Genomic DNA, 16,109 nt, shown 5'->3' with positions numbered 1-16,109 from the left:
GGTCAGAAAATAAGGTTAAGTTAATAAGGGCGCACGGTGGATGCCTTGGCACTAGGAGCCGAAGAAGGACGTGACAAACGACGATATGCCTTGGGTAGCTGTAAGTAAGCGATGATCCAGGGATTTCCGAATGGGGGAACCCAGCAGGTACTACCTGTTACCCATATCTGTTAAGGATGTGAGGAGGAAGACGCAGTGAACTGAAACATCTAAGTAGCTGCAGGAAGAGAAAGCAAAAGCGATTGCCTTAGTAGCGGCGAGCGAAACGGCAGGAGGGCAAACCGAAGAGTTTACTCTTCGGGGTTGTAGGACTGCAATGTGGACTCAAAGATTATAGAAGAATGATTTGGGAAGATCAGCCAAAGAGAGTAAGAGCCTCGTATTTAAAATAGTCTTTGTACCTAGCAGTATCCTGAGTACGGCGGGACACGAGAAATCCCGTCGGAATCTGGGAGGACCATCTCCCAACCCTAAATACTCCCTAGTGACCGATAGTGAACCAGTACCGTGAGGGAAAGGTGAAAAGCACCCCGGGAGGGGAGTGAAATAGAACCTGAAACCGTGTGCCTACAACAAGTTCGAGCCCGTTAATGGGTGAGAGCGTGCCTTTTGTAGAATGAACCGGCGAGTTACGATATGATGCGAGGTTAAGTTGAAGAGACGGAGCCGTAGGGAAACCGAGTCTGAATAGGGCGCATTAGTATCATGTCGTAGACCCGAAACCATGTGACCTACCCATGAGCAGGTTGAAGGTGCGGTAAGACGCACTGGAGGACCGAACCAGGGCACGTTGAAAAGTGCTTGGATGACTTGTGGGTAGCGGAGAAATTCCAAACGAACTTGGAGATAGCTGGTTCTCTCCGAAATAGCTTTAGGGCTAGCGTCGACATAAAGATTCTTGGAGGTAGAGCACTGTTTGGGTGAGGGGTCCATCCCGGATTACCAATCTCAGATAAACTCCGAATGCCAAAGAATTATGGTCGGCAGTCAGACTGCGAGTGCTAAGATCCGTAGTCGAAAGGGAAACAGCCCAGACCACCAGCTAAGGTCCCAAAATAATTGTTAAGTGGAAAAGGATGTGGGGTTGCACAGACAACTAGGATGTTAGCTTAGAAGCAGCTATTCATTCAAAGAGTGCGTAATAGCTCACTAGTCGAGTGACCCTGCGCCGAAAATGTACCGGGGCTAAAACAATTTACCGAAGCTGTGGATACCTTTATAGGTATGGTAGGAGAGCGTTCTATGTGTGGAGAAGGTGTACCGTGAGGAGCGCTGGAACGCATAGAAGTGAGAATGCCGGTATGAGTAGCGAAAGACAGGTGAGAATCCTGTCCACCGTAAGACTAAGGTTTCCAGGGGAAGGCTCGTCCGCCCTGGGTTAGTCGGGACCTAAGGAGAGACCGAAAGGTGTATCCGATGGACAACAGGTTGATATTCCTGTACTAGAGTATGTAGTGATGGAGGGACGCAGTAGGCTAACTAAAGCAGACGAATGGAAGTGTCTGTCTAAGCAGTGAGGTGTGAATTGAGTCAAATGCTTAATTCTATAACATTGAGCTGTGATGGGGAGCGAAGTTTAGTAGCGAAGTTAGTGACGTCACACTGCCAAGAAAAGCTTCTAGCGTTAAACATACTCTACCCGTACCGCAAACCGACACAGGTAGTCGAGGCGAGTAGCCTCAGGTGAGCGAGAGAACTCTCGTTAAGGAACTCGGCAAAATGACCCCGTAACTTCGGGAGAAGGGGTGCTGACTTTACGTCAGCCGCAGTGAATAGGCCCAAGCAACTGTTTATCAAAAACACAGCTCTCTGCTAAATCGTAAGATGATGTATAGGGGGTGACGCCTGCCCGGTGCTGGAAGGTTAAGAGGAGTGCTTAGAGGTAACTCGAAGGTATGAATTGAAGCCCCAGTAAACGGCGGCCGTAACTATAACGGTCCTAAGGTAGCGAAATTCCTTGTCGGGTAAGTTCCGACCCGCACGAAAGGCGTAATGATTTGGGCACTGTCTCAACGAGAGACTCGGTGAAATTTTAGTACCTGTGAAGATGCAGGTTACCCGCGACAGGACGGAAAGACCCCATGGAGCTTTACTGCAGTTTGATATTGAGTGTCTGTACCACATGTACAGGATAGGTAGGAGTCTAAGAGATCGGGACGCCAGTTTCGAAGGAGACGTTGTTGGGATACTACCCTTGTGTTATGGCCACTCTAACCCGGATAGGTGATCCCTATCGGAGACAGTGTCTGACGGGCAGTTTGACTGGGGCGGTCGCCTCCTAAAAGGTAACGGAGGCGCCCAAAGGTTCCCTCAGAATGGTTGGAAATCATTCGCAGAGTGTAAAGGTATAAGGGAGCTTGACTGCGAGAGCAACAACTCGAGCAGGGACGAAAGTCGGGCTTAGTGATCCGGTGGTTCCGTATGGAAGGGCCATCGCTCAACGGATAAAAGCTACCCTGGGGATAACAGGCTTATCTCCCCCAAGAGTTCACATCGACGGGGAGGTTTGGCACCTCGATGTCGGCTCGTCGCATCCTGGGGCTGTAGTCGGTCCCAAGGGTTGGGCTGTTCGCCCATTAAAGCGGCACGCGAGCTGGGTTCAGAACGTCGTGAGACAGTTCGGTCCCTATCCGTCGCGGGCGTAGGAAATTTGAGAGGATCTGCTCCTAGTACGAGAGGACCAGAGTGGACTTACCGCTGGTGTACCAGTTGTCTTGCCAAAGGCATCGCTGGGTAGCTATGTAGGGAAGGGATAAACGCTGAAAGCATCTAAGTGTGAAACCCACCTCAAGATGAGATTTCCCATGATTATATATCAGTAAGAGCCCTGAGAGATGATCAGGTAGATAGGTTAGAAGTGGAAGTGTGGCGACACATGTAGCGGACTAATACTAATAGCTCGAGGACTTATCCAAAGTAACTGAGGATACGAAGCGTGAGGTTTTCTAATTATTTGATAGATATTCAATTTTGAGTAGGTATTACTCAGAGTTAAGTGACGATAGCCTAGGAGATACACCTGTACCCATGCCGAACACAGCAGTTAAGCCCTAGAACGCCGGAAGTAGTTGGGGGTTGCCCCCTGTGAGATATGGAAGTCGCTTAGCTCGAGGGAGTTTAGCTCAGCTGGGAGAGCATCTGCCTTACAAGCAGAGGGTCAGCGGTTCGATCCCGTTAACTCCCATATAGGTCCCGTAGTGTAGCGGTTATCACGTCGCCCTGTCACGGCGAAGATCGCGGGTTCGATTCCCGTCGGGACCGTTTAAGGTAACGGAAGTTATTTTAGACTCGTTAGCTCAGTTGGTAGAGCAATTGACTTTTAATCAATGGGTCACTGGTTCGAGCCCAGTACGGGTCATATTTGCGGGTTTGGCGGAATTGGCAGACGCACCAGATTTAGGATCTGGCGCTTAACGGCGTGGGGGTTCAAGTCCCTTAACCCGCATAATAGAAAGCAGCCGGCTTAGCTCAGTTGGTAGAGCATCTGATTTGTAATCAGAGGGTCGCGTGTTCAAGTCATGTAGCCGGCATTTTTTTATATAGAATAAGAGGTCGATGCGAACGTAGTTCAGTGGTGGAACACCACCTTGCCAAGGTGGGGGTCGCGGGTTCGAATCCCGTCGTTCGCTTAGAGAGGCCGGGGTGGCGGAACTGGCAGACGCACAGGACTTAAAATCCTGCGATTGGTAACGATCGTACCGGTTCGATTCCGGTCCTCGGCATATAATGATGAGCACCCTTAGCTCAACTGGATAGAGTACCTGACTACGAATCAGGCGGTTAGAGGTTCGACTCCTCTAGGGTGCATTTTTTTAGTTAACGCGGGAAGTAGCTCAGCTTGGTAGAGTACTTGGTTTGGGACCAAGGTGTCGCAGGTTCGAATCCTGTCTTCCCGATTTATGGCGGTGTAGCTCAGCTGGCTAGAGCGTCCGGTTCATACCCGGGAGGTCGGGGGTTCGATCCCCTTCGCCGCTATATTGATCTTGTTGGACCTTTAGCTCAGCTGGTTAGAGCTCTCGGCTCATAACCGAGTGGTCGTAGGTTCAAGTCCTACAAGGTCCATTGTAAATAATGGAGGATTACCCAAGTCCGGCTGAAGGGAACGGTCTTGAAAACCGTCAGGCGTGTAAAAGCGTGCGTGGGTTCGAATCCCACATCCTCCTTTTTATATTAACGCGGGATGGAGCAGCTCGGTAGCTCGTCGGGCTCATAACCCGAAGGTCGTAGGTTCAAATCCTGCTCCCGCAATATTGGCTCGGTAGCTCAGTTGGTAGAGCAATGGATTGAAGCTCCATGTGTCGGCGGTTCGATTCCGTCTCGCGCCATATTATATTTTATCAAGCGGGTGTAGTTTAGTGGTAAAACTACAGCCTTCCAAGCTGTTGTCGCGAGTTCGATTCTCGTCACCCGCTTTGAACGAAAGTTCATACCAAGTTTTTGAACTTGGGCGCGTAGCTCAGGTGGTTAGAGCGCACGCCTGATAAGCGTGAGGTCGGTGGTTCGAGTCCACTCGTGCCCATTAATAGGAGAATTACTCAAGAGGCTGAAGAGGACGGTTTGCTAAATCGTTAGGTCGGGTAACCGGCGCGGGGGTTCGAATCCCCCATTCTCCGTACGTAAAGGGAGCTTCTAGGCTCTTTTTTTGTATGTAAATCCCCCTTCTAGATCGTTAAAAGGGGGATTTGTTTATTACCAATTTGTTAGTGATATTTCTCCGCTATTTAGCCAGATAGTACGTTTGTTTGCAAGTTCGACTTGTAGTTGACCAGATTCTGAGATTTCTTTTGCAAGGCCTTTTTTCTCTTTTCCATCTAGCTGGAAGGTAACTTTTTTTCCAAGAACTATTGATCTTTCTTTATATATATAAAGTAACTCATCTGGATCCATATTGTAGAAACAATTCCATATTTCGCTGATGAGCTCATTACGACTAATTGGTGCAGGTGGCATAAATAGGCTGCCTGCTTTTTCTTTTAGGTCATCTGGGAAGTCTGCTATAGAAAAATTTGTACCAACTCCGATAATGACATCTGTAACCAAGCCTGTCTCAACTGATGTCATTGCTTCGGTGAGGATACCTGCTATTTTTTTATTTTTAAAGTAGATGTCATTTACCCATTTGATATCTACTTCTATCATAGTTAGGTTTTTAATGGCTTTGTAGACTGCAGCAGCTACAAGGAGAGTATAGGATGGGAGCTTTTCGTAGTGAAGGTTTGGTTGAATATGCAGGGACATATAGATGCCTCCCTGAGATGGAGAATAGTAGGGACGTTGAAAGCGTCCACGACCTGCTGTTTGACAGGTTGAAAGATAGAGTGTATTTCCTTTGTTTCCAGCTTCAATTCCTTCTTTTGCATCTGTTTGGGTTGATTTGGTCTCAGGTTTGTAGTGAACGATTAAGTTGGCTTTCTCTTGAATCAAATCAGGTAATATCAGATCGCCTTGAATAAGCTTGTAGCCTCTATTTTTGATACTGTCAATTTCTAGGCCTTCTTGTTGAAGACGTTGGATCGCTTTCCATATAGATGTACGGCTTAAATTCAGTTCTTCTCCGATTTTTTCTCCGCTAACATAGTCGTTTTCTCTAGCTAATATTTGGTAGACTAGTTGGTGTGATTTCATTGTTTTTCCTTTCTAGCTAAGAGGGAGTGAGAGTATTCTTTTCGAGTTTGACTAGGTGTTTTATGAAAAAACTGCTTGTAGGCTTTTGAGAAATGTAGTGGATCTGAAAAACCCACAGAATACGCAATGACCTTGATCGTTTCATTGGTGTGCTCTAGTAACTGTTGCGCACGGTTCATTCGAACGAAAAGTAAATACTCTTTTGGAGAGAGTTGGTGAAATTCTTTAAACACACTAGTTAAGTAACTTCTATGAACCGATAGTTCTTTTGCTAAATCTTGAATGGTGAGCGATTGTGGATAGTGACTATCAATTAATCGTTTGCAGTCAAGATAGAGCTGGTGGGTTGATGAAATATTCTCTTTTTTCTGATTGGGAGCAATCGTTCCTAGATGAAACATTAGTTCATGGAGTTGTCCCATGATATGGAGTTGAGCCAATTCATTAGATTTTGTAATCTGAGCGAAGCGGACAATATCTGAGATGAGTTTTGCAGTTGTCTGTGTATGACAGTTATTTGACTGGATGAGGTAGGATTTGTCAGAAATTTGAGATAGAGCAAAGTAGTCAGGTGCCCTCCCTCCAGTGATCCCCAACCAGTAGTAAGCCCAAGGATCCTGGCTATCTGCTTGATAGAATGTTAATTCATCTGGTTTTAGTAAAAAGAAATCTCCTGCCTTTAAATCAACAATTTTCCCCTTATAATGGAATTGACCTTTTCCTTTAGTAATATAATGTAGTACATAGGTATCTCGAATAGCTGGGCCAAAAGAGTAGTTAGGCGTGCATTCTTCATAGCCGTAGAAGCTAAGAGAAAGATCAATTGTTCCAGTCTGGTATTCTGAAAAAACGAGCATGGGGCACCTCCTACCTAACATTTTACCATACTTTAGAGACATTTTTCTATTTTAGAAAGCGCTTTTATTTGCTAAAATTTTATCAAGAAATGGATGAGGTACAATTTATGGGAATTCGGATAGAGAATAATCTATTTTACGTTGAGAGTAAAGGTTTAAGTTTGATTATTGAAAATAGGGATGGGTTCTTATTATTAAAACATTTAGGAAAGACTATTAAAAACTATAGAGGTGCTAATAGTGTTTATGAACGTGATCATGCCTTTTCAGCGAATCCAACAGCTAGTAATCGAACCTTTAGTTTGGATACGCAACGTCAGATTTTTGGACAACATGGTTTGGGTGATTTTAGGAAACCAACTTTGCAAGTTCAGCACGATGCAACTGAAGTGACAGATTTTCGATTTGCGGAAGCAAGGATTTTAAAAGGTGAGAATGGGCCAAAGGGGTTACCTTCTCCACATAGCATGGATGATACAGAGACTCTTGCCTTGATTTTAGAAGATTCTCAAGCTAAACTTGGTCTGACACTTTATTATACTGCTTTTGATAATGATGCGACAATTGCTAGCTACAGTAAATTAGAGAATAATAGTAATCAGGAAGTTGTCATCCATAAAGATTTTTCTTTTACGGCTGATGTTCCAGCTGTAGCTTACGAAATAGTAACTCTGCAGGGAGCTTATGCTCGTGAAAAGACTGTCCGACGTCAACTGGTAGAACAAGGAATCTTTTCGATTAGTTCGAACCGTGGGGCTTCTGGTCATGCTCAAACACCAGCCCTTCTATTATGTGATCAAGGAGTTACAGAGGATGCTGGGGATGTGTTTGCCCTGCAACTACTGTATAGTGGAAACTTTGAAGCTTTTGTCCAAAAAAATCAACTGAATGAAGTTCGAGTGTCGATTGGGATTAATCCGGAAAATTTTTCTTGGAAGTTAGATCCGGAGGAAAACTTTGAAACACCGGTAGCTTTAGTGACCTATTCAGATAAGGGATTAACTGGTATCAGTCATGAAAGTCAGAATTTTGTACTTAGGCATATTATGCCAAGGAAATTTTCTAAAAGAGAACGTCCAATTCTAATCAATAACTGGGAAGCAACCTACTTTGACTTCCAGAGAGAAAAACTGTTAGAGTTAGCAGATGAAGCTAAGAAAGTTGACATTGAACTTTTTGTATTAGATGATGGCTGGTTTGGCAATCGCTTTGATGATAATCGCGCTTTAGGTGATTGGGTTGTTAATGAGAAAAAACTGGGTGGAAGCCTAGAAAGTCTGATTTCAGCTATCCATGAAAGAGGTTTGCAGTTTGGTCTTTGGTTAGAGCCAGAGATGATTTCTGTTGATAGTGATTTGTATCGCAAACATTCTGACTGGGCCATTCAGGTTCCAGGATATGAGCATACCTATTCTCGGAATCAATTAGTACTTAATCTTGCCAATCCTCAGGTAGTAGAATATCTGAAAAATGTTTTAGATGAACTCCTCTCTCATCATAAGATTGACTACATCAAATGGGATATGAATCGTAATATCACTAACCTAGGAAATGGATCGAACTATCTAGAGACACAGATGCAGTCTCATCAGTATATGTTGGGACTTTATGAACTCGTTTCTTATCTGACAGAGAAGCACAGCCATATTCTCTTTGAGTCCTGCTCTGGCGGTGGAGGCAGAAATGATCTTGGTATGATGCGCTATTTTCCACAAGTCTGGGCTAGTGATAATACTGATGCCATTGCACGTTTACCAATTCAATACGGCTCATCCTATCTCTATCCCACCATTTCCATGGGAGCTCATGTGTCAGCAGTACCGAATCATCAGATGGGACGAATGACACCATTAGAAACTCGTGGCCATGTAGCAATGATGGGAAATCTGGGTTATGAGCTTGATTTGACAAGTCTGACTGAGAAAGAAAAAGAAGAAATTAGAACTCAGGTGAACTTGTATAAAGAATTACGGCCAGTAGTCCAGTTAGGATGTCAGTATAGGTTAATCAATCCCGATACTACATCCAATGAAGCAGCTGTACAATTTAACTATGAAAATCAAACGATAGTAACTTACGTCCGAGTCCTATCAGTTGTGGAAACAATGGAAACCACCTTGAAACTAAAAGACTTAGAGGAGGAAGGGCTTTATAAGTTGGAAGGAACAAACATTGTTTACTCGGGTGCAGAGCTCATGTATGCAGGTTTAACTGTTACCTTATCCCAAGGAGATTTTTTGAGTAGACAGTATAAATTCAAGAGACTATAATAAAAGCGTATAAATTTATCAAGGAGGCATTCCAATGAAATGGTATAAGAAAGCAGGTTTTCTTTTAGTAGCTGGGGCAAGTTTACTAGGGCTAGTGGCTTGTGGTCAGAACAATCAATCAACTGATGGCAAGGTAACGATTGAGTTTTTTAACCAGAAGACCGAGATGGCAGATACCTTGCAAAGGATAGTGGATGATTTTGAAAAGGAACACCCTAATATTGATGTGAAGCTGACTACAGTACCTTCAGCTGGAATTGTTCTAAAGACTCGGATTTTATCAGGAGATGTTCCAGATATTATTAATATCTACCCTCAAAATATGGATTTTCAGGAGTGGGCAAAAGCAGGTTATTTTGCAGATATGACAGGAAAATCCTATCTTGAGAACATCAAGAATGACTATGCCGAAAAGTATGCAATCAATAATAAAATTTATAGTGTGCCTTTAACGGCTAACCTTTATGGAATTTATTACAATAAAACAAAGTTTAAAGAATTAGGACTTGAGGAACCGAAGACTTTTAAAGAGTTTCAAGAGATTGTTAAAAAGATAAAAGATAGTGGGAATTCTCCATTTGCAGTTGCAGGCAATGAAGGCTGGACATTAAATGGTTACCACCAACTTTCTCTCATTACTATTACAGGTAGTGGAGATGCGGCTAATAACTACCTTCGCTTTTCAAAACCAAACGCTATCTCTGCAGATGATGCTATTTTAAAAGCCGATGCAGAACGACTCGATTTATTGGCAGATAATGCTCAAGATGGTTGGCGTGGAGCCTCTTATAATGATGCGGTGGTAGCATTTTCGAGTGAAACAGCCTTAATGATGCCACAAGGATCGTGGGCATTAGCGGCAATTAATCAACAGGATCCAAAATTTGAGGTGGGGATGTTTGCCTTCCCAGGAGAAGAAGTAGGAAAAGAAGTCACTGTTGGTGCAGGAGACATGGCATTATCAACTTCAGCTACTACTAAACATCCGAAAGAAACTGAAGAATTTATCAGCTATATGACTAGTCCAAAAGCTATGCAGTCATACTATGATGTAGATGGATCACCAGTTGCTGTAAAAGGCATACAGGAAAAAGAAGACTCAGCGCTTGCAGCTATTTCTAAACTGGCATTTACGGATAAGCATTATGTTTGGTTGGGCCAACGCTGGAACTCTGAAGAAGACTTTTTTAATCTAAGTGCAGGTTACCTGATGGATAAAAATCTGAAAAATATGGCAAACAATCTCAATGCTTTCTTTAATCCAATGAAGGCAGATTTGGACTAGAATAGGAGTTAAGATGATATGGCTATTCGAAAATTTTTAAATAAATACTGGGGTTGGACCTTTTTGCTCATCCCACTTGCATTACAAGCTATCTTCTTTTACTTTCCGATGGTGCAAGGTGCTTTCTATAGTTTGACTAACTGGACTGGATTGACCTATAATTACAAATTTGTTGGTTTGAATAACTACAAATTGCTGATGATTGATGGGAAATTCTTCACAGCTATTGCTTTTACTTTGATTTTAACTCTGGCATTGATTATTGGAGAGATTACGATTGGGATGGTTGTGGCACGAGCCTTAAATTCTAAGATGAAAGGGCAGACCTTCTTTAGAGCTTGGTTCTTTTTCCCGGCTGTTTTATCTGGTTTGACAGTTTCCTTGATTTTTAAACAATTCTTCAACTATGGTCTTCCAACGATTGGAAGAATTTTGGGGATTGGTTTTTTACAAGAGAGTCTATTAGGAACACCTGTCGGAGCGGTAGTAGCAACTATTTTTGTTCTTCTATGGCAAGGAGTAGCAATGCCAATCATTCTCTTTCTTGCTGGTCTTCAGAGTATTCCAAATGATATTTTAGAGGCGGCATCAATTGATGGTGCAACCAGTAAACAAACTTTTTGGAAGATTGAATTGCCCTATTTATTGCCAACGATTTCTATGGTTTTTATCCTGGCACTTAAGTCCGGTTTGACAGCCTTTGACCAAATTTTTGCGTTGACGAGTGGTGGTCCAAATAATGCTACAACGTCTCTTGGACTTTTAGTCTACAACTATGCTTTCAAGAGTAATCAATATGGATATGCGAATGCAATTGCCTTGATTTTATTCTTAATTATTGGAATTGTTTCTCTGATCCAAATCAAACTATCAAAGAAATTTGAAATCTAATAGAGGAGTCCTACACATGAAAAAAGAAGAAAAATTGAATCAGTTTTGGAAATACGTCCTCTTGATAGTCGGTGGTATTCTTATACTTGTTCCTTTGTTGGTAACAGTATTTAGTTCTTTCAAGACAACTAAGGATATCATGAATCATTTCTTTAGTTTGCCCAATCCTTTTACGTTGAGTAATTATGAACGATTGATTTCGGATGGAATTGGAGGCTATTTCTGGAATTCAGCAGTTATTACGGTGTTATCATTGATTGTAGTAGCTTTCTTTATACCAGCTGCAGCTTATTCCATTGCTCGAAATATGTCCAAGAAAAAAGCCTTTGCAATTATGTATTCGCTCTTGATCTTAGGGATATTTGTTCCATTTCAGGTGATTATGATTCCCATCACAGTTATGATGAGTAAACTAGGTTTAGCAAATATGTGGGGGCTAGTAATACTCTACCTAACTTATGCTATTCCACAGACTCTCTTCTTGTATGTTGGTTATATAAAAATCAGTGTACCGGATAGTTTGGATGAAGCTGCGGAAATTGATGGGGCTGATCGTTTTACAACTTATCGTCGAATCATCTTTCCAATGCTGAAGCCCATGCATGCTACAACCTTGATTATCAATGCTCTCTGGTTCTGGAATGACTTTATGTTGCCACTGTTGATTCTGAATAAGGATTCCAAGATGTGGACTTTGCCTCTATTCCAATACAACTACCAAGGTCAGTACTTCAATGACTATGGCCCAAGTTTTGCATCTTATATTGTGGGAATTGTAACGATAACCATTGTCTACCTCATCTTCCAAAAACATATCATTTCAGGAATGAGTAACGGGGCAGTGAAGTAAGAAAGTGCTTAGGGAATTTATAATTCCATACATAGACGAACGGTTTAGTTTATTGACAATTCTATGTAGAAAACAAGAAAGTCGTACTTAGTTGCTTGCAGTTTAGTACGAGTTCAATGTGAACAAAAATATTAAAATATCTTTCATTTACGAAGCTAGGTCATATGAGACTTGGCTTTCATCAGAAAAAGGAGAACATCTATGACCATTCAAAATAAAACTATGTTGATTACTTACTCAGATAGTCTTGGAAATAACCTTAAAGACTTGTATGAGAATTTGGAAGAACATTTTGGTGATGCTATTGGTGGAGTTCACCTTCTACCATTTTTCCCATCAACAGGAGATCGTGGATTTGCACCGGTTGACTATGACGAAGTGGATCCAGCGTTTGGTGATTGGGAGGATGTTAAGCGTTTAGGTGAGAAATATTATCTTATGTTTGACTTTATGATTAACCATATTTCTCGTCAATCTAAGTATTATAAGGACTATCAAGAAAAACATGAAGCCAGTGAATTTAAAGATCTCTTTTTAAACTGGGATAAGTTTTGGCCAGAAAACCGTCCGACACAAGCTGATGTAGATTTAATTTACAAGCGTAAGGATCGTGCACCAAAGCAAGAGATTGTTTTTGCAGATGGTTCAGTAGAACATTTGTGGAATACCTTTGGTGAGGAGCAGATTGATCTTGATGTGACCAAAGAAGTAACGATGGCATTTATCCGTAAGACCATTCAACATCTAGCAAGTAACGGGTGTGATTTGATTCGTCTAGACGCCTTTGCTTATGCAGTGAAGAAGTTAGATACCAATGATTTCTTTGTGGAACCAGATATTTGGGATTTGTTGGATAAAGTCCGAGATATCGCTGCTGAGTATGGGACAGAGCTCTTACCTGAGATTCATGAACATTATTCTATTCAGTTTAAAATAGCGGATCATGATTACTATGTTTATGATTTTGCTCTTCCAATGGTGACTCTTTATACTCTTTACAGTTCCAGAACAGAGCGTTTGGCTAAGTGGTTAAAGATGAGCCCGATGAAGCAATTTACGACTCTAGACACCCATGATGGGATTGGAGTGGTGGATGTAAAGGATATCCTGACTGATGAGGAAATTGACTATGCTTCAAATGAGCTCTATAAGGTTGGAGCTAATGTTAAACGTAAGTACTCCAGTGCAGAGTATAACAATCTAGATATCTACCAAATCAATTCAACCTATTATTCTGCACTTGGAGATGATGATGTCAAGTATTTCCTTGCCCGTCTGATTCAAGCTTTTGCCCCAGGTATTCCCCAAGTCTACTATGTGGGTCTACTAGCAGGAAAGAATGACTTGAAACTATTAGAAGAAACAAAGGAAGGTAGAAATATTAATCGTCATTACTATAGCAACGAGGAAATCGCAGAAGAAGTTCAACGTCCTGTGGTGAAGGCCCTTCTCAATCTATTTTCGTTCCGTAATCGATCAGTAGCTTTTGATTTAGAAGGAACTATTGACGTTGAAACACCAACAGCTCACAGCATTGTAATTAAACGTCAAAATAAAGATAAGTCCGTAACAGCAGTAGCAGAAATTGATTTGCAAAGTCAGACCTATCAAGTATTAGAAAACGGCAGAAAAATTCAGTTCTAGTGCTATATTAATGAAACAGTTTTTTTGTGGCGAAAACGTGTTCATTGTTCCCAAATGACGGAAAAAATGGTAGAATATAAAGATAGTTTAGCATTTATCTTCTGGAGAAATCCAGAACAGAAAGGATCCGTTTTGAAATCAATTGGATTACTGGATAAGATAAGAGGGCTTTCGAAAAAAGATTTCTTTTTGTATTTGATGATCATAAGTATCTTTTTACCTTTTTATTTGTTCTTAGCGCTCTTTGCTTTATATTTGATAGGTTTACTTGTTACTGGGGAGATGAAGGGAATTATCAAAGGATTAATCAAACATCCTGTACTTCTCTTTTTTATTGCCTATAGTAGTATCATCTCTATCGTCGCCAAGAACTGGCTTGGATTGGTTGCATCTTTACTGATGTTTCTCTTCCTCATTTTCTTTAGCTTCTACCAGAAACGTCTGACGCATGCTTTCTTTCGACTGATTCTGCAGACAATCTTGTTTGGTAGTGTGCTCTCTGCGGCTTTTGCTACTTTGGAGCATTTTCAAATTGTCAAGAAATTTAACTACGCCTTTCTTTCGCCCAATATGCAAGTATGGCACCAAAACCGTGCAGAGGTCACCTTCTTCAATCCTAACTACTATGGGATTATCTGTTGCTTCTGTATCATGATAGCTTTTTATCTCTTTACAACGACGAAGTTAAGATGGTTAAAAATCTTTTGTGTGCTAGCAGGTTTTGTGAATCTATTTGGTTTGAATTTTACGCAAAATAGAACGGCCTTTCCTGCCATCATCGCTGGTGCCATCATTTATCTCTTTACAACCATTAAAAATTGGCGCGCCTTCTGGCTCAGTATTGGTGTTTTTGGGATTGGCCTTTGTTTCCTCTTCTCAAGCGATTTGGGTGTCCGTATGGGAACGCTAGATTCTTCAATGGAGGAGCGTGTTTCAATTTGGAATGCGGGTATGACTTTGTTTAAACAAAATCCGATCTGGGGCGAGGGACCACTGACCTATATGAATTCTTATCCAAGAATTCATGCACCTTACCACGAGCACGCGCATAGTCTTTACATCGATACTATTTTAAGTTATGGTTTGATTGGAACAATTCTCCTATCCATCTCTTCGGTTATCCCGGTTCACATGATGATGGATATGAGTCAGGAGTCTGGTAAACGACCAATTATCGGTCTTTATCTCTCCTTCCTTACAGTAGTCGCTGTACATGGAATTTTTGACTTGGCTCTCTTCTGGATACAGTCGGGATTCATCTTCTTGCTGGTTATGTGCAGTCTACCACTGGAACATCGAACACTGGTGTCCGAAATGACAGATTAAGTTGATCAAGATTAGAGATCTTCTACTTTAGGTAGGAGGTCTTTTTTGTTGGTAGAAATTATTTCTAAGTCGAAATAGTTGACAGATGGAATAGCAGGTGTTACAATAGAGAAAATTTGATATAGAAATAAATTGGAGGAATCATGAGGGATAGTCATTTAGTTGCCCATCATATTCGTTTACTGAATGGGCGGATCTTTCAAAAGTTATTGAGTCAGGATCCTGGGTCTCTTTATCGGAGTGAACAGGGCAAGATTCTCACGGTGTTATGGAATAGTGAGACAGGTTGCGCTACGGCGACAGATATTGCGCTTGCGACTGGACTTGCTAACAATACGCTCACAACCATGATTAAGAAACTTGAGGAGCAAAACCTGGTCATCATTAGCCCATGTGGAATAGATAAGAGAAAGAAATATGTCAAGTTGACAGAGCAAGGTTGGTCGCAGAAAGAAGTGGGCAATCGTGTCAGTCAAAAATTAGATGCAATTTTTTATAAAGGCTTCTCTGAAGAAGAAATCCGTCAGTTTGAAAGCTATCAGGAACGCATTTTAGCAAATTTAAAAGAAAAAGAGGCATAAATCATGTCAAAACAAGTTAAAAATGCACAAAATCTATATATTCACGCTATTCAAGACGAGCGAGTTGCTGAGGCTCAAGCTCAGTCTGTAGGAGATACCTACATTCAACACTCGACAGGTGTGCCAGATGGGAAAGAAGGGTTTGTGGCTTTCTTTGCAAATTTCTTTGAGCGTTATCCCGAGCGTGAGATGAAAATTGTTCGCACCATTGAAGACGGCAATCTGGTCTTTGTCCATGTTCACCAATATCTCAATGGCGGAGAAGCGCAATGGGTGACGACGGATACTTTCCGTGCGGATGAGAATGGCCGTATCGTAGAACATTGGGATGTTATTGACTACTATCGTGCTCCAGAAAATGGACAGTTAGACCAGATCTGTGGAGATTTTGAAATCAAGGATTTGGATAAGACAGCAGAAAATAAAAAAAACGTTCGTCGTTTCTTGACAGAAGTTTTCCAAAATGGGGAGCTAGAGCAGTGGAGTGATTATGTGGCGGACGATTTGATTCAGCATAATCATGAGATTGGCCAAGGAAGTCAGGCTTATAAAAACAATGTGGCTGAACATGGTGTCACTTTCGACTTTGTTTTCCAGCTTTTGGGACAAGGAAACTATGTGGTCAGCTATGGACAGACTAAGATAGATGGAGTGACTTATGCTCAGTATGACATCTTCCGTTTGGAGGATGGCTTGATTGTGGAGCATTGGGATAATAAGGAAGTTATGCCTAAGGTAGAAGACTTGACTAATCGAGGGAAGTTTTAAATTGAGGACAAA

General features: G+C 41.8%; 10 protein-coding genes, 17 tRNA genes and 2 rRNA genes. 27 read left to right on the top strand and 2 right to left on the bottom strand.

Features of this window, described 5'->3' with window-relative positions:
- Positions 1-13: 13 nt before the first annotated feature.
- From KIH88_RS07480 to KIH88_RS07390, 19 genes are all read left to right on the top strand, one after another.
- Positions 14-2,915: ribosomal RNA gene (locus tag KIH88_RS07480) — 23S ribosomal RNA — on the top strand.
- A 76-nt stretch (positions 2,916-2,991) separates the two neighbouring features.
- Positions 2,992-3,107, top strand: a 5S ribosomal RNA gene (gene rrf / locus KIH88_RS07475).
- A gap of 4 nt (positions 3,108-3,111) precedes the next feature.
- Positions 3,112-3,184, top strand: a tRNA-Val gene (locus KIH88_RS07470).
- A gap of 4 nt (positions 3,185-3,188) precedes the next feature.
- Positions 3,189-3,261, top strand: a tRNA-Asp gene (locus tag KIH88_RS07465).
- Between the two features lie 24 nt (positions 3,262-3,285).
- Positions 3,286-3,358: transfer RNA gene (locus KIH88_RS07460), tRNA-Lys, on the top strand.
- A gap of 5 nt (positions 3,359-3,363) precedes the next feature.
- Positions 3,364-3,445, top strand: a tRNA-Leu gene (locus tag KIH88_RS07455).
- A gap of 12 nt (positions 3,446-3,457) precedes the next feature.
- Positions 3,458-3,530 (top strand) — tRNA-Thr (locus KIH88_RS07450).
- A 27-nt stretch (positions 3,531-3,557) separates the two neighbouring features.
- Positions 3,558-3,629 (top strand) — tRNA-Gly (locus KIH88_RS07445).
- 7 nt (positions 3,630-3,636) lie between these two features.
- Positions 3,637-3,722, top strand: a tRNA-Leu gene (locus tag KIH88_RS07440).
- 11 nt (positions 3,723-3,733) lie between these two features.
- Positions 3,734-3,807: transfer RNA gene (locus KIH88_RS07435), tRNA-Arg, on the top strand.
- A gap of 15 nt (positions 3,808-3,822) precedes the next feature.
- Positions 3,823-3,896, top strand: a tRNA-Pro gene (locus KIH88_RS07430).
- A gap of 5 nt (positions 3,897-3,901) precedes the next feature.
- Positions 3,902-3,975: transfer RNA gene (locus tag KIH88_RS07425), tRNA-Met, on the top strand.
- 13 nt (positions 3,976-3,988) lie between these two features.
- Positions 3,989-4,062: transfer RNA gene (locus tag KIH88_RS07420), tRNA-Ile, on the top strand.
- 11 nt (positions 4,063-4,073) lie between these two features.
- Positions 4,074-4,163 (top strand) — tRNA-Ser (locus KIH88_RS07415).
- 11 nt (positions 4,164-4,174) lie between these two features.
- A tRNA-Met gene (locus KIH88_RS07410) sits at positions 4,175-4,248 on the top strand.
- A 4-nt stretch (positions 4,249-4,252) separates the two neighbouring features.
- Positions 4,253-4,325: transfer RNA gene (locus KIH88_RS07405), tRNA-Phe, on the top strand.
- Between the two features lie 16 nt (positions 4,326-4,341).
- Positions 4,342-4,412 (top strand) — tRNA-Gly (locus KIH88_RS07400).
- A 33-nt stretch (positions 4,413-4,445) separates the two neighbouring features.
- Positions 4,446-4,519, top strand: a tRNA-Ile gene (locus tag KIH88_RS07395).
- Between the two features lie 6 nt (positions 4,520-4,525).
- Positions 4,526-4,613 (top strand) — tRNA-Ser (locus KIH88_RS07390).
- 76 nt (positions 4,614-4,689) lie between these two features.
- On the opposite strand, the gene birA is transcribed toward KIH88_RS07390, so the two are convergent.
- Both birA and KIH88_RS07380 read right to left on the bottom strand, forming a co-directional pair.
- Positions 4,690-5,625, bottom strand: coding sequence for a bifunctional biotin--[acetyl-CoA-carboxylase] ligase/biotin operon repressor BirA (birA, locus tag KIH88_RS07385; RefSeq protein WP_213988236.1), 936 nt, complete (start codon positions 5,623-5,625; stop codon positions 4,690-4,692).
- Positions 5,622-6,482 (bottom strand): AraC family transcriptional regulator, encoded by an 861-nt coding sequence (locus tag KIH88_RS07380; protein WP_213988235.1) that lies wholly within the window; start codon positions 6,480-6,482, stop codon positions 5,622-5,624. Before KIH88_RS07380 ends, birA begins: the two co-directional genes overlap by 4 nt.
- Positions 6,483-6,589: 107 nt before the next feature.
- Between KIH88_RS07380 and KIH88_RS07375 the strand changes: the two genes are divergently transcribed.
- From KIH88_RS07375 to KIH88_RS07340, 8 genes are all read left to right on the top strand, one after another.
- Positions 6,590-8,752, top strand: coding sequence for an alpha-galactosidase (locus tag KIH88_RS07375; RefSeq protein WP_213988248.1), 2,163 nt, complete (start codon positions 6,590-6,592; stop codon positions 8,750-8,752).
- 34 nt (positions 8,753-8,786) lie between these two features.
- Positions 8,787-10,037 carry an extracellular solute-binding protein gene (locus KIH88_RS07370; RefSeq protein WP_213988234.1) on the top strand — a complete coding sequence of 417 codons (1,251 nt, stop codon included), beginning with the start codon at positions 8,787-8,789 and terminating at the stop codon, positions 10,035-10,037.
- Between the two features lie 18 nt (positions 10,038-10,055).
- Positions 10,056-10,928: a carbohydrate ABC transporter permease gene (locus KIH88_RS07365; RefSeq protein WP_084975704.1), complete on the top strand. Its 873-nt coding sequence runs from the start codon at positions 10,056-10,058 to the stop codon at positions 10,926-10,928.
- A 16-nt stretch (positions 10,929-10,944) separates the two neighbouring features.
- Complete coding sequence (locus KIH88_RS07360) at positions 10,945-11,778, top strand: carbohydrate ABC transporter permease (RefSeq protein ID WP_000711271.1); 834 nt, start codon at positions 10,945-10,947, stop codon at positions 11,776-11,778.
- Positions 11,779-11,979: 201 nt separating this feature from the next.
- Positions 11,980-13,422 carry a sucrose phosphorylase gene (gtfA, locus tag KIH88_RS07355; protein WP_213988233.1) on the top strand — a complete coding sequence of 481 codons (1,443 nt, stop codon included), beginning with the start codon at positions 11,980-11,982 and terminating at the stop codon, positions 13,420-13,422.
- Positions 13,423-13,554: 132 nt separating this feature from the next.
- Complete coding sequence (locus KIH88_RS07350) at positions 13,555-14,748, top strand: O-antigen ligase family protein (protein WP_033588981.1); 1,194 nt, start codon at positions 13,555-13,557, stop codon at positions 14,746-14,748.
- Positions 14,749-14,891: 143 nt separating this feature from the next.
- Positions 14,892-15,329 (top strand): MarR family winged helix-turn-helix transcriptional regulator, encoded by a 438-nt coding sequence (locus KIH88_RS07345; protein ID WP_213988232.1) that lies wholly within the window; start codon positions 14,892-14,894, stop codon positions 15,327-15,329.
- A 3-nt stretch (positions 15,330-15,332) separates the two neighbouring features.
- Complete coding sequence (locus KIH88_RS07340) at positions 15,333-16,097, top strand: nuclear transport factor 2 family protein (protein ID WP_213988231.1); 765 nt, start codon at positions 15,333-15,335, stop codon at positions 16,095-16,097.
- The last annotated feature ends 12 nt before the right edge of the window (positions 16,098-16,109 follow it).

This window comes from Streptococcus oralis (genome assembly GCF_018448765.2).
Classification (GTDB): Bacteria; Bacillota; Bacilli; order Lactobacillales; family Streptococcaceae; genus Streptococcus; species Streptococcus oralis_BM.
Note: the sequence above shows the minus strand (reverse complement) of the source record. Positions and strands in the feature narration are given on the sequence as shown.